The organism is Sinomonas sp. ASV322 (assembly GCF_030908245.1).
Taxonomy (GTDB): domain Bacteria; phylum Actinomycetota; class Actinomycetes; order Actinomycetales; family Micrococcaceae; genus Sinomonas.
The window spans coordinates 1-19,670 of the sequence record NZ_JAVFJJ010000009.1 but is presented as its reverse complement, the minus strand read 5'-3'; the positions used below and the strand labels follow the sequence as shown (position 1 = coordinate 19,670).

At 68.1% G+C, this 19,670-nt stretch carries 20 protein-coding genes and 1 other RNA gene; 17 read left to right on the top strand and 4 right to left on the bottom strand.

The annotated features are described in order from the left end of the window. Positions 1-585: 585 nt before the first annotated feature. The 9 genes from RBS12_RS13030 (at position 586) to prfB (ending at position 6,751) form a co-directional block, all read left to right on the top strand. Positions 586-771, top strand: a complete 186-nt coding sequence (locus RBS12_RS13030; protein WP_307966547.1) for a hypothetical protein — start codon at positions 586-588, stop codon at positions 769-771. 255 nt (positions 772-1,026) lie between these two features. Then, the gene (locus RBS12_RS13025) at positions 1,027-2,250 is read left to right on the top strand and encodes an ATPase, T2SS/T4P/T4SS family (protein WP_307966546.1); all 1,224 of its coding nucleotides are present in this window, start codon (positions 1,027-1,029) and stop codon (positions 2,248-2,250) included. Continuing rightward, positions 2,250-3,104, top strand: coding sequence for a type II secretion system F family protein (locus RBS12_RS13020; protein WP_307966545.1), 855 nt, complete (start codon positions 2,250-2,252; stop codon positions 3,102-3,104). Before RBS12_RS13025 ends, RBS12_RS13020 begins: the two co-directional genes overlap by 1 nt. Next, positions 3,101-4,042 carry a type II secretion system F family protein gene (locus tag RBS12_RS13015; protein WP_307966544.1) on the top strand — a complete coding sequence of 314 codons (942 nt, stop codon included), beginning with the start codon at positions 3,101-3,103 and terminating at the stop codon, positions 4,040-4,042. Before RBS12_RS13020 ends, RBS12_RS13015 begins: the two co-directional genes overlap by 4 nt. Positions 4,043-4,066: 24 nt before the next feature. Then, positions 4,067-4,288, top strand: coding sequence for a hypothetical protein (locus tag RBS12_RS13010; protein WP_307966543.1), 222 nt, complete (start codon positions 4,067-4,069; stop codon positions 4,286-4,288). 6 nt (positions 4,289-4,294) lie between these two features. Then, entirely contained in the window at positions 4,295-4,684 is a 390-nt protein-coding gene (locus tag RBS12_RS13005; RefSeq protein ID WP_373886520.1) for a TadE/TadG family type IV pilus assembly protein, read from the top strand. Positions 4,685-4,784: 100 nt separating this feature from the next. Then, positions 4,785-5,162 (top strand): hypothetical protein, encoded by a 378-nt coding sequence (locus RBS12_RS13000; protein ID WP_307966541.1) that lies wholly within the window; start codon positions 4,785-4,787, stop codon positions 5,160-5,162. After that, positions 5,159-5,608, top strand: coding sequence for a pilus assembly protein TadG-related protein (locus tag RBS12_RS12995; RefSeq protein ID WP_307966540.1), 450 nt, complete (start codon positions 5,159-5,161; stop codon positions 5,606-5,608). Before RBS12_RS13000 ends, RBS12_RS12995 begins: the two co-directional genes overlap by 4 nt. 24 nt (positions 5,609-5,632) lie before the next feature. After that, positions 5,633-6,751 carry a peptide chain release factor 2 gene (gene prfB / locus RBS12_RS12990; protein WP_307966539.1) on the top strand — a complete coding sequence of 373 codons (1,119 nt, stop codon included), beginning with the start codon at positions 5,633-5,635 and terminating at the stop codon, positions 6,749-6,751. On the opposite strand, the gene RBS12_RS12985 is transcribed toward prfB, so the two are convergent. Continuing rightward, a complete protein-coding gene (locus RBS12_RS12985) occupies positions 6,748-8,340 on the bottom strand; it encodes a CAP domain-containing protein (protein ID WP_307966538.1) in 1,593 nt (530 codons plus the stop codon). The genes prfB and RBS12_RS12985 overlap by 4 nt on opposite strands. A 261-nt stretch (positions 8,341-8,601) precedes the next feature. Between RBS12_RS12985 and ftsE the strand changes: the two genes are divergently transcribed. The 8 genes from ftsE (at position 8,602) to RBS12_RS12945 (ending at position 16,081) form a co-directional block, all read left to right on the top strand. Further along, positions 8,602-9,384, top strand: coding sequence for a cell division ATP-binding protein FtsE (gene ftsE, locus RBS12_RS12980; protein ID WP_307966537.1), 783 nt, complete (start codon positions 8,602-8,604; stop codon positions 9,382-9,384). Further along, the gene (gene ftsX, locus RBS12_RS12975; RefSeq protein WP_307966535.1) at positions 9,384-10,298 is read left to right on the top strand and encodes a permease-like cell division protein FtsX; all 915 of its coding nucleotides are present in this window, start codon (positions 9,384-9,386) and stop codon (positions 10,296-10,298) included. Before ftsE ends, ftsX begins: the two co-directional genes overlap by 1 nt. Before the next feature lies 1 nt (position 10,299). Further along, entirely contained in the window at positions 10,300-11,637 is a 1,338-nt protein-coding gene (locus tag RBS12_RS12970) for a peptidoglycan DD-metalloendopeptidase family protein (protein WP_307966534.1), read from the top strand. A gap of 89 nt (positions 11,638-11,726) precedes the next feature. After that, positions 11,727-12,197 carry an SsrA-binding protein SmpB gene (smpB, locus tag RBS12_RS12965; protein ID WP_307966533.1) on the top strand — a complete coding sequence of 157 codons (471 nt, stop codon included), beginning with the start codon at positions 11,727-11,729 and terminating at the stop codon, positions 12,195-12,197. 54 nt (positions 12,198-12,251) lie between these two features. After that, the gene (locus RBS12_RS12960) at positions 12,252-13,550 is read left to right on the top strand and encodes a glycoside hydrolase family 3 N-terminal domain-containing protein (RefSeq protein WP_307966532.1); all 1,299 of its coding nucleotides are present in this window, start codon (positions 12,252-12,254) and stop codon (positions 13,548-13,550) included. Positions 13,551-13,645: 95 nt separating this feature from the next. Beyond that, positions 13,646-14,014, top strand: a transfer-messenger RNA (tmRNA) gene (gene ssrA, locus RBS12_RS12955). A 249-nt stretch (positions 14,015-14,263) separates the two neighbouring features. Then, a complete protein-coding gene (locus RBS12_RS12950; RefSeq protein WP_307966531.1) occupies positions 14,264-15,673 on the top strand; it encodes an MFS transporter in 1,410 nt (469 codons plus the stop codon). A 9-nt stretch (positions 15,674-15,682) separates the two neighbouring features. Next, a complete protein-coding gene (locus tag RBS12_RS12945; RefSeq protein WP_307966530.1) occupies positions 15,683-16,081 on the top strand; it encodes a YrdB family protein in 399 nt (132 codons plus the stop codon). 6 nt (positions 16,082-16,087) lie between these two features. Here the strand turns inward: RBS12_RS12945 and RBS12_RS12940 are convergent, their stop codons facing one another. From RBS12_RS12940 to RBS12_RS12930, 3 genes are all read right to left on the bottom strand, one after another. Next, positions 16,088-16,798 carry a metal-dependent transcriptional regulator gene (locus RBS12_RS12940; protein WP_307966529.1) on the bottom strand — a complete coding sequence of 237 codons (711 nt, stop codon included), beginning with the start codon at positions 16,796-16,798 and terminating at the stop codon, positions 16,088-16,090. 54 nt (positions 16,799-16,852) lie between these two features. Continuing rightward, complete coding sequence (locus tag RBS12_RS12935; protein ID WP_373886519.1) at positions 16,853-18,115, bottom strand: Nramp family divalent metal transporter; 1,263 nt, start codon at positions 18,113-18,115, stop codon at positions 16,853-16,855. A gap of 415 nt (positions 18,116-18,530) precedes the next feature. Next, positions 18,531-19,625, bottom strand: a complete 1,095-nt coding sequence (locus RBS12_RS12930; protein ID WP_307964926.1) for an IS110 family transposase — start codon at positions 19,623-19,625, stop codon at positions 18,531-18,533. Between the last annotated feature and the right edge of the window lie 45 nt (positions 19,626-19,670).

The following is a 19,670-nucleotide window of genomic DNA, read 5'->3' as shown; positions in this document are numbered from 1 at the left end:
CCGCGAGGGAGACGGTTAGTTTGGATCGCGGTGGCCTCGGTCGCCTTATTCCTCTTGGCTGCTAGCGTTTTTGGAGCCACTTTCGTGGTCGGTCAGGCACAGGCGCCGTTGCTCCCTGGGACCACGTCCTCGCGATTTGCGGGCTCATCGGAGCCCGGTTCTCCGATGACTGTGAAGCCCACCTCTGCGACGGAAACTCCAACCGTATCGCCGGATGCAAGTTCGCCGCCACCGACTGCTGATCAACCAGAAGTCCAACTCCCACCACCCAGTCCTGAACAACCTGGGGTCAAGGCGGTCCCTCAGCCGCCCCCGGCTTACCAATGCCCCACCGGAACATTCAGACTTGGAATCACACAGGAATCGGCCACCTCCGACGGGGAAGGCTGGCTGCGCGTTGTTGTTGTCGGTTCGGCGGCGAACCTCACGAGCGAAGAGGTGCTCCTGCCGGTCCCAACAGTTGACGGCGTCGTCCTGTCTAGTGGTCCCGGAATCCCGGAGCGCCACCCCGTAACGCTGTCGGGCTCTTTCGACGGAGCGCCCGGGCAATCGGTTGTGGGATTTGCCAGCGGTCAGCGTCGAACGATGACTCTCTCGGCCTATATGTCGTCGACGGATTACAAGTATTTGAACATCTGGTCCTTGCAGCTCAACCAGGTCGGGGCGAAGTACGCTGACGCGGATGCCCAAGCCCATGCGTGCGTTGTGAACATCGACGCGCGACCCACTGTCATCCCCAACACATGGCCGACGTCCTACCCGAGCCCGTAGCATGCGGTGGAGGACGCCGCGCTCGAACGCGTACGACAGCAACGGCGGACCGTTGTGGCTGAGCCGTTTGCCATCTCCTGGACACCTCATATCTTGTCGTGGGGGTTACCTGAGTTATCCACAGACTGGCTCGTCCTGCCTAACAACCGCCCAACAATCCGCTAGGCTGATCGAGTCGGCCGGGGGGGCCGGCACGCCGCGGCCTTGCACCGTCCGCAGCGTGGGGGAGCAGCATGGCGCTGCGTTGGGGGTTGCATGAACGCCATACAGATCGTCGAAGAAGAGGTGCGCGAGCTCATTCGCGTGCGCGGCATCGATCCGTTCCACGATCCAGCCGAGGTCCGTCGGCTCATCGATGAAGCAGTCGCGGACTACGACGAAAGGGCTCTCCTTGGCGCCGTCCCCCCGGTCGGCGCTCTCGAACGGGCACGCAAGCAGGTGTTCGACGCGGTGGCCGGGTACGGTCCCCTCCAGCCATTTCTCGAGGATCCGACGATCGAGGAGATCTGGATCAACGCCCCGCATGAGGTCTTCGTGGCCCGAAATGGCGAATCCGAACTCACGTCGGTGACGCTCACCGACCAGCAGGTTCGCAATCTGGTCGAGCGGATGCTCAAGACCTCGGGCCGACGGCTGGATCTTTCAAGCCCGTTCGTCGATGCTTCACTGCCGGACGGGTCACGCCTCCACGTCGTCATTCCAGACGTCACGAGGCGCCATTGGGCGGTGAACATCCGGAAATTCATTGCCCGGGCGTCCCGCCTCGATCATCTTGTCGAGCTGGGTTCCTTGACTGCGGAGTCGGCGCGCTTCTTGGCGGCAGCAGTTTCCGGTGGGCTCAATGTCCTGGTCTCCGGGGCCACCCAAGCGGGCAAGACCACCATGCTCAACTGCCTTGGAGCATCGATCGGCTCGCGGGAGCGCGTTATCACCGTGGAGGAGATCTTTGAACTCCAGTTTCCTCTGAGGGACGTAGTGGGGCTGCAGTGCCGCCAGCCGAATCTCGAGGGCACGGGGGAGATCCCGCTGCGGCGTCTTGTCAAGGAAGCGCTGCGAATGCGCCCGGACAGGCTTGTCGTGGGCGAGGTCCGGGAGGCCGAGAGCCTCGACATGCTCATTGCCTTGAACTCTGGCATGCCCGGAATGTGCACGGTGCACGCGAACTCGGCTAGGGATGCTGTGACCAAGCTCTGCACGCTCCCGCTTCTCGCGGGCGAGAACATTTCGAGTTCCTTCGTCGTTCCGACCGTTGCGGCGTGCATCGATCTGGTGGTGCATTGTGCCCGACGCCGCGACGGTGGGCGCTACGTCGAAGAGATCCTTGCGGTCGGCTCTCGGGTCGAGAATGGCGTCATCGAGATGGCTTCGGTGTTCGTGCTCGAAGGAGGGACGCTGCGGCCCCATTCGGTCGGCGTTCCGAAGTCCGAGAAGTTCGCCCGAGCAGGGGTTGACGTGGCGGCTCTTCTTGAGGCGGCCTGATGGCAGCGGCTATCGGCTTCATCGGCGGGATCGGCCTGTTCTTCGTGTGGTGGTCATGCTGGGATACGCCTGCGCGTGCTCGGAGGACGCGCCGCGACGGAAGGATCGCCGCCCTCTTGAGGCGCGCGGGCATCGATCGGGTCACGCCGGTTGGCTTCGTTGCCTCGGCAATTGGCCTCGGCGCCTTTGTGGCCTTGGGGCTCTTCGTGGCAACGTCGGCTTGGCCCGTTGCTGTGTGCTTCGGATTGTTCGCGTCGTGGCTTCCCGTCGCCTTGGTCAGATGGCAGGCACGACGGCGCGCGGCGCTCCTTCGCGAGCACTGGCCCGACGCCGTTGATCACCTTCGCTCAGCCATTCGCGCGGGTCTTCCGCTTCCGGAGGCCCTCATCCAGCTCGGCGACAAGGGGCCCGTTCCGCTTCGGTTGGTGTTCCTTGAGTTCGCGGCCGACTACCGGGCCGGCGGACGCTTCGGAGCAGCCTTGGACAACCTCAAGGAACGGCTCGCCGATCCCGTTGCCGACCGCATCGTCGAGGCCCTTCGACTCACGCGGGAAGTCGGGGGATCGGATCTTGGGCGCCTCCTCGGCACCCTCGCCGAGTTCCTGCGAGAGAGTGCAAGGACCCGCAGCGAACTCGAGGCCCGTCAGTCATGGACCGTCAACGGGGCCAGGCTCGCCGTCGCAGCCCCGTGGGCGGTCCTCCTCCTGCTGGCGACACGCCCGGAAGCCATGGTGGCGTACTCCACGCCGCTCGGTATGGCCGTGCTCGGCGGAGGACTCGCCGTCTCGGTCGTCTGCTACCGGCTCATGCTGCGCATCGGTGCCCTGCCCCAAGAACAGAGGGTTCTCGGATGAGCGGACTCACCGCGCTCGCCGTTCTGGCTGGCGGAGTGCTGGGATTTGGCTTGTGGCTTGTCTACGTTCGCCTACCTGCCATGCGGCGGACCACCTTCACAGAACGGGTGGCGCCCCAGCTGCGTTCGCTCGACGCCTCGTCGCGACTGCTGCGCGAAGCGACAAGCCCCGTCGTGCCCTTCGGGCCGCTTGAGCGGATAGCGCAACCGCTCCTCCGCGAGGCCGTGACGTGGCTGTCTCGCTTCAACGTCGGGAGCGCAGCGCTTGCGAAACGACTTGCCGAAGCAGGATTGGTCAAGACTCCCTTTGATTTCCGTGCTGAACAACTTGTCTGGTCAGGCGTGGGCTTCGCCGGTTCGACGGCGACCGTTGTGTGGCTCGGGCTCTCGGGGCGGATCAACATCCTGGCAGGGCTGCTCATGATTCTGGCCTCCACGGCCGCGGGATTTATGGTGCGGGACTACGTCCTCAGCTCAGCCATCCAACGCCGGAGGCAGCGCATCCTCGCCGAGTTTCCCGCCGTTGCCGACATGATGGCCCTCGCGGTTGGGGCCGGCGAGACTGCAGCCGGCGCTCTTGACCGGACGTCGCGGCTCACGCACGGAGCCCTCGCCGAGGAATTCCGTCGCGCACTGGCCGACGTACGTTCCGGCACGCCACTGGCTCGCGCGCTCCACGGCATGGCGGATCGAGTCGGTCTCTCGCCGATCACGCGCTTTGTGGACGGCCTCGTTGTCGCCGTCGAACGCGGGACCCCTCTCGCGGACGTCCTCAGGGCGCAGGCCCAGGACGTCCGCGACCTCGCCAAGCGAGAGCTCATGGAGGCGGCCGGCCGTAAGGAAATCGGGATGATGGCGCCGCTCGTGTTCGGCATCCTTCCGCTCACCGTGCTCTTCGCCGTGTTTCCCGGCATCGCGGCGATCACCATTGCGACCTAGAACACCACACACATTGGGGGAGAAATGAACAGGATCAGCCTGCAGGCTGCGAACGCGTACCACTGGATCGTCGGCGCGCTTGTTCAGCGAGCCTGGGCCCGGCGGAATGAACGCGAACGAGGCGACGTGCCGGGATGGGTGATGATCACCTTGATGAGCGCTGTCCTCGTGATGGGGCTCCTTGCCATTGCCTCGCCGGCGCTCGAGGGCCTGTTCAGGCAGGCCATCAGCAAGGTCAGCAAGTAGGCGGATATGGGTTCCCCGGTGGAACGAGAGGAACGGGAGCGGGGATCGGCTGCCACCGACTTCGTGCTCGTGGGCAGCCTTGCCACGTTGCTCGCATTGGGCATCGTTCAGCTGGCACTGATCTTGCATGTGCGGAACTGCCTCGTCGACGCGGCGGCGTCGGCGGCCCGCTACGGTGCGCTCGCAGACCGGAGCCGCGAGCACGCGCGCGAGCGGGCCGCGGACCTCGTGAGCTCTTCGATCGGCCCTTCCTATGCGTCGGACATCTCCGTGCTTGAGGCGAACATCGGGGGCATCGATGCGATAGAGGTGCGAATCCGTGCGCCACTCCCGGTCATCGGACTTCTTGGTCCGGGTGGGGCGATCGAAGTGGCTGGCCATGCGCCGGCATCGTGAGACACCGGCCGGCGGGGGTGCGTCGGCCAGCGCAGGCGCGTCGGCCAGCTTCAGAGCAGATGAACACCGCGAGTCTGGGAGCGCAGCGGTTGAATTCGTGATGCTGGGCGGGCTCCTTTTGGTTCCGATCGTGTATTTCGTCCTCGGCGTCGGGGTCCTCCAAGGTGCCTCGTTCGCGGCGGCAGGAGCGGCCGATCACGCAGCGAAGGTCTTCGTGCGGGCCCATGACGCCAGATCCGGCCACGCAGCCGCAGAGGCCGCGCTCCGCATGGCTGTCGCGGACTTCGGCATGGCCGAGTCCAGGGCGTCACTTGAGATCTCCTGCGACCGAGCCGTGTGCCTCGAATCCGGAACAGCTGTCACGGTGACAGTAGTCGTCGAGGCGCCGCTCCCGCTCGTACCGTCGCTCGGTGACAGCCAGCTCACGGCTGGCCGAGTGAGCTCGAGCGCGACCCAGATCGTCGGGAGGTTCCGTTGAACTGCACGGCGAGAGTCGACGAATCCGGCCAGCTCACGATCCTCATCATCGGCTACGCGATCCTCTGTCTGCTCGTTGCCGGCGTCGTGACGGGGGTATCGGCAATCCATATCGAGCACAAGAAGCTCCTCTCCGTCGCCGACGGCGCAGCGCAGGCGGCCGCGGACAGCTTCACTCTGGCCGACGCGTCCCAAGGGGAGGGGCCGCCTGCCGCAGCGCTCGGCACCGACCGGGTGCGCGCAGTCGTGAACACGTACCTCGCGGCGGACATGGCCGCCGCGGGGTTCGAGGGTCTCGCCGTCGAGGGCACAACGGGATCGCCCGACGCGCGCACCGCCCAGGTGACCCTCTCCGCCGTCGCTCGCGTGCCCCTCGTAAGCATGCTCATGCCGGACGGCGTCCAGATCGAGGCGACGTCGACGGCCCGAGCGCGCCTGACCCGCTAGCCGATGGCGTAATCTTGGAGGGTTATGGCTGAGATCGACTTTCCCGCAGAAATCCGCGCCCTTCGCACCACCCACGGGTCCATCGAGCAGGTGACCGACGTCGAGGCGCTGCGCGCGGAGATCGCCGATCTCAGCGAGGCCGCCGGAGCGCCCGACCTGTGGGACGACCCGAGCAAGGCCCAGCAGGTGACGTCGCGCCTGTCGCACCGTCAGTCGGAACTCGAGCGGGTCGAGAAGCTTGGAACTCGCATCGATGACCTCGAGGTCCTCGTCGAGCTCGCCAACGAAGAGGGCGACGCCGATTCCCTCGCGGAGGCTGCCAAGGAGCTCGAGTCGATCCGCAAGTCACTCGAAGAGCTCGAGGTCGTGACTCTCCTCAACGGCGACTACGACGAGCGCGAGGCCGTCGTGACGATTCGCTCGGGGGCCGGCGGCGTGGACGCCGCGGACTTCGCCGAGATGCTCATGCGCATGTACCTCCGCTGGGCCGAGCGGCACGGCTACTCGACGAAGGTCATGGACACCTCGTACGCCGAAGAGGCCGGCATCAAGTCGGCCACGTTCGAGGTCAATGCGCCCTTCGCCTACGGGACGCTCTCCGTCGAGGCCGGCACTCATCGCCTCGTGCGCATCAGCCCCTTCGACAACCAGGGTCGCCGCCAGACGTCCTTCGCCGCGGTCGAGGTGATCCCGCTCATCGAGCAGACCGACTCGATCGAGATCCCGGACAACGAGATCCGCGTCGACGTCTTCCGCTCGTCGGGCCCGGGCGGACAGTCGGTCAACACGACGGACTCCGCCGTGCGCCTGACCCACCTTCCGACTGGCATCGTCGTATCGATGCAGAACGAGAAGTCGCAGATCCAGAACCGTGCCGCCGCGATGCGCGTGCTCCAGTCGAGGCTCCTCCTCGTCAAGAAGGAGCAGGAGGACGCCGAGAAGAAGGCGCTCGCGGGAGACGTCAAGGCGTCGTGGGGCGACCAGATGCGCTCCTACGTCCTCAATCCATACCAGATGGTCAAGGACCTCCGGACGGAACATGAGGTCGGCAACCCCGCGTCCGTGCTGGACGGGGAGATCGACGACTTCATCGACGCTGGCATCCGCTGGCGCGCGTCACAGCGCCAGGCAGCCGAGAGCTAACCTGCGAGCGTGAGCCCCGCGTAGTTTCCGGGGAGCGGGACGGCGGCTCCGAGGGTGCCACCGACAAGTCCGGCGTAGAACGCCGAGCCGTCACTCCGAACGGCCACGATCCCGGGTCCGCTTCCAGGTGTGAACCCTGAGACGACGCGGAACGATTGGACGTTTGCCCAGTCCGTCGCAAGCGTCCGGGGCGCGTCGGCGGCGAGGGTGACGTCGCCGGTGCCGCGGCGCATGGTGAGGATTCCGCCGTCGAGCGTCAGAAGGTCTGCGAACCCGTCGCCGTCGACGTCGGCCATGGCAAGAGTGGACGACGACGACACGGCCGTCACCGTCGTGCGCTGCGCGAGGTCGCCGAGGCCACGGTTCGGGTAGAGGAACACCGTGCCCGACGAATCGCGGGCGAGGAGCTGGGGCAGGCGATTCCGGGCGCACCATTCGCCCACCGCCAGGCCGTACGGGGCCCAGCCGGACTGCCCTAGGACGATCCCGGCGCCGAATCCGCCGTCGACCTTGCCCGGAAGCAGCGTGATCCGCCCGTCGGGGCCTTGGGCGAGAAGATCGTAGACGCCGTCCCGGTCCCAGTCGGTCGTCAGGACGCGCACTGTCCCCGGGGGAGCAGTTGCGATGGCGGTGCGCGGGCCGAGGCCGCCAGCCCCGGTCGCCGGGTAGTCCCACACGGTGCCCGACGCGTCGACCGCGACCGCGTCCGCAGGACCGCGGACGGACGCGCGGCGAAGGTCCTGAGTGGGGGGCATGTGCCGGGCGATCGGATCGCACATGGTCGGCGTGAAGGCGATCGATCCCGGGTTCGCCGCAGTTCCGGGCGGCGCGGGTGTCGTCGGGGGAGAGGGCGTCGTCGGGGGAGAGGGCGGGCTTGGGGGAGCGGGTGACGACGGCGCCGCGAGCGTGCCGCTCGGAAGCTTCGTGTAGCCGAAGAAGTCGACGACGCCCCACATCGTGTACCGGTTGGGCGTGGTGGCCCAGTTGCCGTCCGTGAACGTGATCCCGATCCCCATGACGTTGAGCCGGGGATCCGTCAGGATCGCGTTGTGGGGCGGCGAGGTCTTCCACCACGCGACGAGTTGGGCGGCGTCCCGGTCCCACCGCACCGCGATGACCTCTCCCGCGCCGTTGTTCGGCGAGAGTGCGCGCGGATCGGTCCAGAAGTTGGCGCGGTGCTCGATGACTTCCCGCGACGCGATGCTGTCCGACCATTCTTGGGCCATGCCAGCGACCGTCGGATGGTAGTAGACCTTCCCGAGGCCGAGCGAGGCCCGATACGCGTTGATCGCGTCGAAGACTGCCGTGATCTGCGGCGAATTGTCGTCGCGGACCAGATGGCTCGTATCGAGCGGCTGGATATTCGTCACGGAGGCTTCGAGTGGTGCGTGCGCGGTGTCGGCCACCGCGGCGGCCGACGACGACGGGCCGAGGACGACGGCGGGTGGCCCGGAGTCGGCGGGCTGGGCCGTCAGGGCCGTGGCGGCTGGGGGAGTCGGCGTGCCGGAGCTGATCGGGAGAGCGCTCGATGACGTGACCATCGCCAGCGACGCCAAGAAGACCGCGGCCCGTGCCGCCCATCGTTTCATGCAGGCTCCCCCCCGTATCTCCCCTCCCGAAGGATAGAACTTTGGTCCCTCTCGCACCAAGAGTCACATTCGTCAAATCGCCGCTGGCGACGGCAAAGTTCTCCCAAGACTTATCCAAGGACTCGGCAACACGCCGCGGGGGACCTCCACGAAACTCCCATTCCATGCCTATAGTCGAGCAGCCGGCGCATTCCGTCCCCCTGACTGCGCCCGTGCGCCGGTGTTGGATGCGGCGACGCGTCCCGCCGGGCCGGAAGTGCCATGATCCGCTTCGACAACGTCACGATGGTCTACGACAAGAAGGCCAGGCCCGCACTGGACTCGATCTCGATCGAGATCGAGCGCGGCGAGTTCGCGTTCCTCGTCGGCCCGTCCGGCTCCGGGAAATCGACTTTCCTCCGACTCGTGCTGCGCGAGGACCGCGCCACCGCGGGGGCGGTGTATGTCGCTGGCCAGAACGTCGCCCGGCTTTCGAGCTGGCGGGTGCCGAGGCTGCGCCGCGGCATCGGCGTCGTGTTCCAGGACTTCCGCCTTCTGCCGCAGAAGACCGTCTTCGCGAACGTCGCGTTCGCGATGCAGGTCATCGGGAAGAATCGCGGCGTGATCCGCGAGACCGTCCCGGAGGTCCTCAAGACGGTCGGCCTCGAAGGAATGGGCCATCGCATGCCCCATGAGCTCTCGGGCGGCGAGCAGCAGCGCGTGGCGATCGCGCGCGCCGTCGTCAATCGTCCCGGAATCCTGCTCGCCGACGAGCCGACCGGTAACCTCGACCCGGCCACCTCGCAAGGCATCATGCAGCTGCTCGACAGGATCAACCAGAACGGCACGACGGTCGTCATGGCGACGCACGACGACGACATCGTCAACTCAATGCGCAAGCGCGTCGTCGAGCTCGGCTCGGGCACGATCGTGCGCGACGAGGCGAAGGCCCTCTACACGTCGATGATGCCCGCCGTGCGGCCTCGCCGCCTGGGCGAGCCGGCCGCCGAAGAACGGCGTGAACGCGTGCCTTCCCCGTCCGGTGCCGGCGAGGAGGAAATCTGATGCGGCTCGCTTTCATCCTGGGCGAGATCACGAGCGGTCTCCGTCGGAATCTCTCGATGGTCGTCTCGGTCATCCTCGTGACATTCGTGTCCCTCACGTTCGTGGGCGCAGCGGGAATGCTTCAGCTCCAGATCAGCCAGCTCAAGGGCTATTGGTACGACAAGGTCCAGGTCGCGATCTTCCTGTGCGGCCAAGGCTCGACGTCGGCGGGCTGCGCGAGCGGGCCCGTCACCCCGGATCAGCAGAAGTCGATCAAGGCGCTCCTTGAGTCGCCCGCCGTCGCCCAATACGTCAACGACTACCACTTCGAATCCCAGACCGAGGCCTACCAGCACTTCAAGGAACAGTTCGCGAATTCGCCGATCGTCGACTCGGTGACGCCGGACCAGCTCCCCGCGTCCTTCCGCATCAATCTCAAGGACCCGGAGAAGTACCAGATCATCAGCGAGACGTTCTCGTCGCGACCTGGCGTCGAGACGGTCATCGATCAGCGCCAGCTGCTCGAGCGGCTCTTCACCGTCATGAATCAGGCATCGGTGGTGGCGATCGTCGTCGCGGGCGTCATGATCGTGTGCGCAATTCTTCTCATCGGCACCACCATCAGACTTTCCGCATTCAGCCGTCGGCGCGAAACTGGCATCATGCGACTCGTGGGAGCCTCGAAGTTGGTGATCCAGCTGCCGTTCGTCCTCGAAGGCGTCATCTCCGCCGTCGTCGGAGCGGTGCTCGCCTCCGCGACGCTGTGGGCCGTCGCGAAGTTCTTCCTCGGCGACGTGCTCGCGAAGCAGTACCCGGACACGGCCTTCATCTCGCCGGCCCAGGTTCTCATCCTCGTGCCGCTGCTCATCGGTCTGAGCGTCGTCCTCGCGGGCGTCTCGTCCCTCGTGACCCTCCGACGCTACCTGAAGGTCTGACATGGCTTCCGAGAATCGCACGCCGACGCACGGGTCCAGGGCCGCGGCTCGCTTTCGACGCCCCGCCGCGCTCGCCGTCGTCGCCCTGGCTCTGAGCCTCGTCGCCTCGGGCCCGGCTCGCGCCGACGATCTCGACAACCAGAAGGCCCAGCTCGACCAGCAGGCCCAGCAGGTCCAGTCGTCGCTCGAATTCCTCGATGGCCGCATCCAGCAGTCCGCGGCGGATCTTGCGAACTATCGCGCCCAGATTCCGGGCGCCCAGCAGGCGCTCGTCGAGGCGCAGGGACGCGTCGCCGCCGCGACCAAGGAGGCCGAGGCACTCGCGATCCGCGTCGACGCGGCGCAGCAGGACAAGGCCAAGATCACCCAGCAGCTCGCCGAGGACCGCGGAAAGGCCGAGGAGACCAGGAAGCTCATCGGGCAGATCGCGACGCAGGCGTATAAGTCAGGCGGCGTGCCGTCGAACCTGAGCCTCATCTTCGGAGGCGCCGGCGGCGGGAGTCTCCCCGACAGCATCGACCTCGCCGATCAGGCCCTCCGGACCCAGAACGCGACGCTCGAGCGGCTCACGCAGCAGACTGCGGCCAACGTCAACGCCGAGGCGAGGCTCGCGGCCGTCGAGCAGCAGATCCGCGACCTCAAGGCCCAGGCCGATGCCGCCCTCGCCCGGGAGCAGGCGGCCCGCGACGATGCAGCGGCGAAGAAGGCCGCGGTGGACAAGCTCGTCGCGGACACCGACCGGCTCAATCAGCAACTGGCGGCGCAGCGTCCCGAGATCCAGAAGCAGATCGCGGACCTCAAATCCCAGCAGGACGCCGTTGCCGCGCAAATCGCCGATCGCGACCGCCGCCTCCGCGAGCAATGGCTCGCGCAGCAGGCGGCCGCGGGCCAGTCGACGCAGATCGGCTCGCCGTCGGCATTCGGACTGCGGCACCCGTTCGCGTCCGACATCCCCATCACCTCCGGCTTCGGCTGGCGCGCGACGCCGCCCGGAACCATCGACTTTTTCGGCACCGGCGGCTACATGCACACGGGCGTGGACTTCGGCGCCCCGTGCGGAACCCCGGTCTACGCGGCGGCGGCCGGCACCGTCACGGTCGGCGGCTGGACGAACGGCGGCGGCGGGTGGACGGTCATGATCTCGCACGGCGTCATCCAGGGGAACTCGCTCACGACCGTCTACTACCACAACTCGAGTGTCGTCGTGGGGCCGGGGCAGAACGTCGCGCAAGGACAGCTCATCGCCTACTCGGGCAGCACGGGCAATTCGACGGGCTGCCACGCTCACTTCGAGACGTGGCTCAATGGCAGGGCCGTCGATCCGATGACCCTGCTCTGATCAGCGAATGCGGTAGAATTCTTGGGTTCTCCGGGCTGGGCCCGGGGGAAACCGCGAAACCCAGCGCGCAGGAATGAGGAGGGATAGGCGTGCCCAAGGAGACCGGCCGCAAGGCTGTCGCGACCAATCGCAAGGCGCGGCACGACTACCACATCCTCGATACGTGGGAGGCGGGCCTCGTGCTCATGGGCACCGAGGTCAAGTCGCTGCGCGAGGGGCACATCTCGCTCACGGATGGCTTCTGCACCTTCTCGAACGGCGAGCTGTGGCTCGAGGCCGTCAACATCCCGGAGTACACCCAGGGAAGCTGGACGAACCACTCGGCGCGTCGGCGACGCAAGCTGCTCCTCCACCGCGAGGAACTGGTGAAGATCGAGCACAAGGTCAACGAGCAGGGCCTCACCGTCGTGCCGCTCCAGGTGTACTTCAACGAGGGGCGCGCCAAGGTCGAGGTCGCCCTTGCACGAGGCAAGAAGGAATACGACAAGCGCCAGGCCCTCCGCGAGAAGCAGGACCATCGTGAGGCCCAGCGCGAGATGCGGGCACGAAACCGGCGCTGATCCGCTCGCCGCGTGTCCGATGTCGCGAGCGGCGGAAGGCTGTAAGGGAGGATCGTGGCACTCGGGAGCACGCGGGCAAGGACCGTTCTAGCGGCCAGCGCGGCGCTTGTCCTCGCGGCGGTTGTCGCCGCCGTCGTGATCGTCGCACGGCTTCCCGGGACTCCCAGCGCGGCGCCGTCGTCCTCCGCTTCTGCCGTGCCAGACCCGACGACGACGGCGCCCGCCTCGCCGTCGTCTGCCCCGCCGTCGCCTGCTTCGCCGCCGTCGCCCTCCTCGCCTTCGAGCCCGAGCGCCTCCCCGCAAAGCCAGGCCGAGCGGATCCTCGCGTCGATGAGCCTCGAGCAGCGCGTCGGCCAGGTCATGATGGTGAGCTCCCCAGCCGCGGGACCGAACCCGGCGACGCTCGATGCCCTGCGGCGGCTCCACATCGGCAACGTCTTCCTCAAGGGGATGACGACGGCGGGGGCGGCTTCCGTCGCGGGCGGCGTCGGGCAAGTGCGCGCCGAGGCGACCGCTGATGCGACGCTCGGCGTCGGACAGTTCGTGGCGACAGATCAGGAAGGCGGGCAGGTTCAGATCCTGCGCGGCCCGGGATTCTCAACCATGCCGTCTGCGCTGGCCCAGGGATCCATGGATCCGTCCGCGCTGCGGGCCGCCGCGGGGCAGTGGGGGAAGGAACTCGCGTCCGTGGGCGTCGATGTCAACTTCGCGCCCGTTCTGGACACCGTGCCGTCGTCGGAGTTTGCGCCGAGCAATATCCCGATCGGCCACTTTGAGCGCGAGTTCGGGTTCACGCCCGACGCCGTCGCGGCGCACGGCGTCGCGTTCGCCCAGGGGATGGCCGACTCGGGCGTCGCGGCGACCCCCAAGCATTTCCCGGGGCTCGGACGCGTCACGGCTAACACCGACACGAGCACGGATGTTGCCGACTCGGCCATGACCCGCTCCGACGCCTACCTTGCGCCCTTCGCCAAGGCGGTCGAGGCTGGCGTGTCCTGGATGATGGTCTCGAACGCGCTCTATCCGGCCATCGATCCAGACAACAACGCGGTGTTCTCGCCGACCGTGATCCAGGGGATGCTCCGTCGCGACCTCGGCTTCCGCGGCATCATCGTCTCGGACGACGTGTGCGACGCCGCGCAGCTCTCCGGATTCCTGCCAGAGCACCGCGGGAGCAACTTCCTCGCCGCGGGCGGGACGATGGTGCTCTGCACCGACCAGGCGCTCGCCCCGCGCGTCTGGCAGGGGATCGTTGACCGGGCGACGTCCGATCCGGCGTTCGCGCGGGCGGTGGACGCTGCCGCACTCGCCGTGCTCGAGGCCAAGGGGAAGGCGGGCCTGCTCCCGCGCTGATGAGCGGCCAGCGCGGGAATCACCAGGCCCTCAGGGGCGCTATACTGGATGTTCCGGTAAGCCGCGAGGCGTGCCGGTCGGTTGACAACCGAATAGGGGATGATCGGTTTCGACGGTGTTGGTCGAGACAGGTGAAGCGGGCCGAGGATGCAGAGTCATCTCGTCAACGCTCTCTGCAAAACAATAAGTGCCAACTCTAAGCGCACTGACTTCGCTCTCGCTGCCTAAGTAGCGAACGAGTCCGTCAGCCCGGGAATGCTATCGTTCCGGATCCTGGCGTCGTTTAGATAGCCACTGCTGGCAGCCCTCGTCATTGGGGCTGCTGGGACTTTTAGATGACTGGGCCCGGGTCAGCCACTTGTGTGCATGATGGCTGGGGCCGAGAAATCCCGAAGCGCACTGCGCCCGGAGAAGCCCTGACAAAGCCGCATCGGACGGGGGTTCAATTCCCCCCATCTCCACATTCCACCCCCGGTCTTCGGACCGGGGGTGTTTTGTTATACCGACGTAGTTTCGGCTGTATGGGATCGGAAGTCCCCTTGACGCTTGGGAAGTTCTCTCGAAGGGTACTTCCCGTACAACAAGGTGACTGCGATCGTCCGCGCCACTCCTGTTGATCCCCTGACGGCTCGCGGGCGCTCCTCGACCTTCGGGCCCAGAGGGAGCACGATGGGCGTGTGACTCAACCCGCCGTGCCTTCTGAGAATCCGGTGATGACGTCCCTGCAGCGTCGTGTCCTCTTCGTGGCCATTTGCTCGAGCTGCCTCGTGATTCTCGATGCGAGCGCGGTCAACCTTGCACTGCCCGCGATGATGCGCGAACTCGGGGGTGGGCTGGCGTTCCAGCAATGGGTCGTGGACGGCTACCTTCTGACCCTCGGCGCGTTCATCCTCGCGGCCGGATCGGTCGCCGACCGCTACGGTCGCGCGCGGGTGCTCGGCATCGGGGTGATCGCGTTCACCGCGACGTCCCTCGTGTGCGGCTTCGCCTGGAACGACTGGGTCCTCGTTGCGGCCCGCCTGCTTCAGGGAACCGCGGCCGCGGTCGTGACGCCGAGCGCGCTTGCGCTTATCACGGCCTCCTCCGACGGCCCGGTCCGCGCCCGCATGATCGGCCTGTGGACCGCGTGGACCTCGGCCGCGGCGGTCGCCGCACCGTTCGTCGGTGGTGCCGCGGTGGACCTCGCGACGTGGCGTCTCGTGTTCCTTGTCAACGTGATCCCTGCGGCGCTCATGTGGCGGCCACTCGTCCAGCTCCGGAAGGCCGTCCCGCCACCGGCCCCGTCGGGGAGGCTCGATGCGCTGGGGGCAGGCCTCGCCGTCGTCGCCCTCGGAGGAATCGTGCTGGGGCTCATCGAGCAGGGTGCGCGCGGCTGGGCGGACCCGATCGTCGTCGTATGCCTCTCGGTGGGCGTCGTCGCGGGCATCGCGTTCGCGGTGCGCCAGCGCGTGGCGGCGACCCCCATGCTTCCGCTCTCCCTCTTCCGCGAGCGGAATTTCGCCGCGGGGAACCTCTCGACGTGGTGGGCCTACGGCGCGCTCGGCGTGGGGTTCTTCATCCTCGGCCTCTACCTCCAGCAGCGCATGCGCCTCACAGCCTTCGAAGCAGGGCTCGGGCTCCTGCCCGCAACCCTGTCGCTGCTCTTCCTGTCGCCGACGGCCGCCCGCATCGGAGCGCGCATCGGGCCCCGGCTGCCCATGGCGCTCGGGCCAGGGCTCGGGGCGGCGGCGTTTGCGTGGATCGCCCTCGAGACGCCGCCCCTCAACTACTGGAGGGACATTCTCGCGCCCGTCATCCTCTTCGGCATCGGCCTCTCCATCATGGTGGCCCCGCTGACGGCGGCGGTGCTCAACGCGGTGCCGGTCACGTCGTCGGGCATCGCCTCGGCGGTCAACAACGCCGTCGCCCGCGTCGCCTCCCTCGTGTGCATCGCGGCGGCCGGCGGCATCATGGGCGGCTTGCTCGACGACGTCGGCTTCCGCCGCGGCATGCTCGCGACGGCGGTGCTGCTGGCCGCGAGTGCCGCGACCTCGGCGGCCTGGATCCGCAACCCGAAGGCCGCGGACGGGACGTCAGCTGGGGCGGGCTCGGCGGTCGTAGGCGGAACCGAGGAGCACGACTAGGATCGCCTCATGCCGGACGGATTGGACACCGTTGACGAGCGCGCCCGCAGGCCGCGGCCGCGCGCCGCGCGGCCCGCATTCGCTAGGGTCCAAGCGCTCGTCGCATTCTTGCTCGAGGTCGCGATGCTCGCCGCGTGGGCGTACGCGGGCTTCCGAGGCAACCCGCCCCTGAACTTCGTGCTGGGGATCGGCCTCCCGCTTGCCGTCGTCGTCCTGTGGGGCCTGTTCTTCGCACCGCGGGCGGCCCGGCGGATCCGCTGGCCGTGGCTTCCGCTCGCATCGTTCGGGATGTTCGCGGCGGCCGGCGTCGCCGTCGTGGTCGCCCGCCAGCCGGTGCTCGGCGCGGTCTTCATCGCGGTCGCCTTCGCGAACCTGGTCGCCTCGTTCTGGCTCAGGCGGAGGGGCTGAGGCGCGTCACGCGTTCTTGAGCGTGCAGCCCTCGTGGGGTGCGTCGCTGTGCACCCACAGCGAGGACGCGATCGAGTCTGGGACGTCGAACTCGTGCGCGGCGCCACCGCCGCCGATCCGCACGACGAGCGGCCCGCCGAAGGGCTTGCGGCGCACCACTTGGACCGCCGTGTCGAGGCCGATGCGCTCGTGAGCGAGGTACCGAAGCATCTCGGGATCGTCGTCGCTGATCCGCGTAATGCGACCCGCGTGGCCGGGGTCGAGCTCGCCGAGCGGGAACGCCGAAGGATGCTCGACGCGACCTGTCGGCGTGGGGATCGGGTCCCCGTGGGGATCGCGCTCGGGATGCCCGAGCTTCTCGGCAAGGCGTTCGACAAACGTGTCCGAGACCGCGTGCTCGAGCTGCTCTGCCTCGTCATGGACCTCGTCCCAGCTGTAGCCGAGCTCCTCGACGAGGAACGTCTCGAGGAGGCGGTGCCGCCGCACCATGGTGAGGGCGAGCCGCTCGCCCTCCTCCGTGAGCCGCACGGCGCCGTACGGCCGGTGGTCGACGAGGCCCTGGTCCTTGAGTTTGCGCACCATCTCCGATACCGACGAATTCGCGACCCCGAGGCGTGCGGCGAGCTGGGAGGAGGTGATGGGCTTGGCCTGCCACTCGGTGAAGGAGTAGATGACCTTCACGTAGTCCTCGATCGAGGATGATGGCTGGTTTTTCACGCCTTTAGCCTACCGTCACCCCCGCGCGCGGCTGTCAGGCAGTTGGCGCCGCCGTCACGTCACCGTGAGCCAGACGAGCACGAGATTGAGCACGACGACGAGGGCGGCGCTCGCCCACGCCGCCGCGACGACCAGCCGGGACATCGAGAACTCGCCGACGAGCGACGGGTCCGACGCGAGCCGGATGAGCGGAATGAGGGCAAACGGGATCCCGAAGCTCAGCACGACCTGGCTCACGACGAGGGACATCGTCGGATCGAAGCCGAGGGCGAGGAGGATGACCGACGGTACGAGCGTCACGAGGCGTCGCGCGACGAGGGGGATGCGCCGGTGCATGAGGCCCTCCATGATCGTCGCGCCCGCGTACGAGCCGACCGCCGTGGAGGCGAGGCCGCTTGCGAGCAGCCCGATCGCGAAGACCGTGCCGACGAGCGGACCGAGTGCGCTCTCGATGGCCGCGTGCGCGCCCTCGATCGTGTCAGTCCCGTCGCGTCCGCCGAGGGTCGAGGCTGCGAGCAGGAGCATCCCGACATTGACGACGCCGGCGATGCCGAGCGCGATGACGACGTCGAAGCGCGTCCCGCGCAGGAGGCGGGCGACGGCGCTGGGCGGCACGTGCGTGTGGGGATCCGCGCGGTGGCGGTCGCGGGAGAGGGCCGAGTGGACGTAGATCGCGTGGGGCATGACCGTTGCGCCGAGCATGGACGCGGCGAGCAGGACGGTATCGGCTCCGTCGAAGCGGGGGACGAGCCCCGAGAGGACGCCTGCGGGTGACGGCGGGTTCACGACCATGCCCGTGAGGAAGCCGATCGTGATGACCGCGAGGAGCCCGATGATCGCCATTTCGAAGCGCCGCTGGGTCCTGCGGTCTTGGATGGCCAGGATCGCCATCGAGACGGCGCCGACGATGACCGCGCCGAGCGGCAGCGGAACCCGGAAGAGCAGCTGGAGCGCGATGGCGCCGCCGACCACCTCGGCGAGATCCGTCGCGAGGGCGACGACCTCCGCCTGCGCCCAGTAGAGGCGCCGAGCGGCCGGCTTGAGCCTCTCGCCGAGCAGCTCGGGCAGCGTGCGGCCCGTGACGATGCCGAGCTTCGCCGACTGGTATTGGACGAGCATCGCCATCGCGTTGGCGAGCACGAGCACCCACACCAGGAGGTAGCCGTAACGCGCTCCTGCGGTGAGGTTCGCAGCGACGTTTCCCGGGTCGACGTACGCGATCGAGGCGACGAACGCGGGACCGAGGAGACCGACGGCGAGCGGCCATCGGACGCGTCGGGCGGGCCGTTCCCTTGTCTCTCGCAAGGTTCTGCTCACGCCCCACCACTCCTCGTCGTGAATTGTTTACCATGCCTCATTCAAATGTTTCGGTGCGCCTAAAACACGTTAGAGCACGCCCGGCCCAGAGCGCAAGGCGCGCGGCCCGGAGGGCGCAGCAGCTGATATGGAGTAGTCCGCTGTCAAGTGGGCATGGCGAGGCGCCGCCGGGAGGGAGTCCTGGCGGCGCCTCTGTGCTTCGCGTGGCGGGCGCCGGCGAGCGTGTCGTTGGGCGACGCGCGGTCAGGCTGATATGCGCGGGTTGGCTACCGCAGGGCGGTGGTTCGGCTGGAGTCGGTCCGCGTGTCTAGGAGCGAACGTTGGCCCCAGGAGGGGGTCTGTTCATAGTTGCGCCGCGGGTGGCTCCACGCGCTGCCGCCGGCACCTTGCGCCGTGGCGAAGCGGCCTTCGGGAGTCAGTCGTCGTCCATGACTGCCAGGGACCAGCACCAGCCGGCCAGCTCGCGGGCGACGGCGACGTTGGCCACGGTCGGGCGCTTGCGCCGCTCGAGGAACCGCACCCACCGGGCGTGCAGGCGCTGGTTGCCCTCGTCGCCGCGGGCCCGTGCCGCGGCCGGGGCGAGCTCCCACCGGTCCCGAAGGGTCTTCCCGACCGCGTAGCGGGCACGGTGGTGCCAGGCGGCCTCGACCAGGAGGCGGCGGACGTGGGCGTTGCCGGTCTTGGTGATCGGCCCCTGCGCCCGGGACGCGCCCGAGGAATGCTCGGACGGGGTCAGCCCGACGAAGGAGCCGATGGTGGCCCCGGTGAACCGGTGCCAGTCTCCGATCTCTACCGCGAGGGCGAACCCGGTCAGCGTGCTGACCCCGCGCAGGCAGCCCAGGCGGTGTACGGCCGGGGCGAACTCGCTGCCCGCAGCGAGCTCCTCGATCGCGCGGTCGAGCCGGTCGCGGCGGGCTTTGACCGTCAGCACGGCCTCGTAGTCGGAGTCGAACGCCATCCGGGTCGCCCTCGAGCCCAGCGCCGGGGCCGCGTCCCTGCGCAGCCACGTGTCATGGGCCCCGGTCCAGGCATCGCCTCCGTCGTAGACGATCCCGTGCCGCAGCAGCAGCTTCGAGAGCCGGTGCCGGGCCCGCATCAGGTCCCCGCGGCAGTCCTCCCGCGCCCGCACCAGGTCACGCGCGGACTCCTGCTCCACGGTCGGGACCGCCACCGGGGTGACCTCGTCCAGGCGCAGCAGCCTCGCCAGGTGCACCGCGTCCCGGGCATCGGTCTTCACCCGGTCCCCCGACGGGCGCTGGAGCCGGGACGGGGCCGCAACCACGCACCTGACCCCCCGTGAGGTCAAGGCCCGCCAAAGCCCGAACCCCGTCGGGCCGGCCTCATAGACCACGGCGACCGGGCCTGGCAAGCAGGCCAGCCATGACCTGATCGCCTGCTCCGACGGGGCAAGCCTGGCCTGCACCAGCTCGCCGGTCACGCCGTCGATCGCCGCCGCGGCAACCGAACGGGCGTGCACATCCAGCCCAACACTCGTACGCTCAATGAACACCGGGGCCTCCCACGCATGTCGGATAGGCCGGGCAGGGGACTCTGC

Excerpts from the sequence above, each read along its gene's own strand:
- RBS12_RS12985 (WP_307966538.1), bottom strand. The coding sequence starts at position 8,340 with ATGAAACGATGGGCGGCACGGGCCGCGGTCTTCTTGGCGTCGCTGGCG.
- RBS12_RS12950 (WP_307966531.1), top strand. The coding sequence starts at position 14,264 with ATGACGTCCCTGCAGCGTCGTGTCCTCTTCGTGGCCATTTGCTCGAGC.
- RBS12_RS13015 (WP_307966544.1), top strand. The coding sequence starts at position 3,101 with ATGAGCGGACTCACCGCGCTCGCCGTTCTGGCTGGCGGAGTGCTGGGA.
- RBS12_RS13020 (WP_307966545.1), top strand. The coding sequence starts at position 2,250 with ATGGCAGCGGCTATCGGCTTCATCGGCGGGATCGGCCTGTTCTTCGTG.
- RBS12_RS12945 (WP_307966530.1), top strand. The coding sequence starts at position 15,683 with ATGCCGGACGGATTGGACACCGTTGACGAGCGCGCCCGCAGGCCGCGG.
- RBS12_RS13025 (WP_307966546.1), top strand. The coding sequence starts at position 1,027 with ATGAACGCCATACAGATCGTCGAAGAAGAGGTGCGCGAGCTCATTCGC.
- ftsX (WP_307966535.1), top strand. The coding sequence starts at position 9,384 with ATGCGGCTCGCTTTCATCCTGGGCGAGATCACGAGCGGTCTCCGTCGG.
- RBS12_RS13005 (WP_373886520.1), top strand. The coding sequence starts at position 4,295 with ATGGGTTCCCCGGTGGAACGAGAGGAACGGGAGCGGGGATCGGCTGCC.
- RBS12_RS13030 (WP_307966547.1), top strand. The coding sequence starts at position 586 with ATGACTCTCTCGGCCTATATGTCGTCGACGGATTACAAGTATTTGAAC.
- ftsE (WP_307966537.1), top strand. The coding sequence starts at position 8,602 with ATGATCCGCTTCGACAACGTCACGATGGTCTACGACAAGAAGGCCAGG.
- prfB (WP_307966539.1), top strand. The coding sequence starts at position 5,633 with ATGGCTGAGATCGACTTTCCCGCAGAAATCCGCGCCCTTCGCACCACC.
- RBS12_RS13000 (WP_307966541.1), top strand. The coding sequence starts at position 4,785 with ATGCTGGGCGGGCTCCTTTTGGTTCCGATCGTGTATTTCGTCCTCGGC.
- RBS12_RS12970 (WP_307966534.1), top strand. The coding sequence starts at position 10,300 with ATGGCTTCCGAGAATCGCACGCCGACGCACGGGTCCAGGGCCGCGGCT.
- RBS12_RS13010 (WP_307966543.1), top strand. The coding sequence starts at position 4,067 with ATGAACAGGATCAGCCTGCAGGCTGCGAACGCGTACCACTGGATCGTC.